This window comes from Streptomyces sp. sk2.1, assembly GCF_008120935.1.
In the GTDB taxonomy this organism is placed as follows: domain Bacteria; phylum Actinomycetota; class Actinomycetes; order Streptomycetales; family Streptomycetaceae; genus Streptomyces.
Genome location: NZ_RDBO01000255.1, coordinates 1 through 633 on the forward strand (window position 1 = coordinate 1; position 633 = coordinate 633).

Sequence of the window (633 nt, forward strand, 5' to 3'; positions counted from 1 at the left end):
CCAGCATCGTTCGATCATGCAGCATCCGCGTTCCTGCCGAAACCCGTGAAGTTTCGGCGCTGCCTGGCACAGGTTCGCCGGAACACGTGCGCTTTGCCGAACGACTCGTTCGAGGCGATGGCGACGCTGTTCTTCTCCTCGCGTTCGGTCAGGACCTGGAAGAGGAACCCGGCGCCGTGGCGGTCGAGTTCCATGTGGCCGAGTTCGTCGATGCGAGGGGAATCCGCGCCCCGGGTTCCCCTCGTGCCGATGGCCCGGCCGCGGCCGGGCCCGCCGCCGTACCGCGGTCGACGGCCCCGCGTCCCGGGTTCCTGCCGCATCGACGGCCCGGTCGTGGGTCGCGCCCGCCGGGGCCCTGCGGCGGGTCCGGGGCCGGAGGTCTGCACAGAACCGTCGACCGCCCCACCGTTCCGCGCCCCGTGCTGTACCGCGGCCTGGCCCGTCGCAGCGCCTGGCCAGCCGGCCCGCGTCCGGGGTGTAACGCCTGTGTCCAGGTACACAGTTCGCTCTTGCCGCGGGGCCGCGGGGCCGCTGGCCGGCGGGGCCCGGCCGTGTGGGTCGTGCTCCCGGCCCGCTCCGTGCTGCCCGCCTTGTTTGTCACCCGCGGGCTTGCCGTTCCGCGTCGTCGACCAC

Annotated in this window: 1 pseudogene; it reads right to left on the reverse strand. The window is 73.5% G+C overall.

The window, feature by feature from the left end:
- Window positions 1-14 precede the first annotated feature (14 nt).
- A pseudogene (locus tag EAO76_RS47890) lies at window positions 15-212 on the reverse strand (ATP-binding protein); the annotation flags it as partial.
- Window positions 213-633 lie beyond the last annotated feature (421 nt).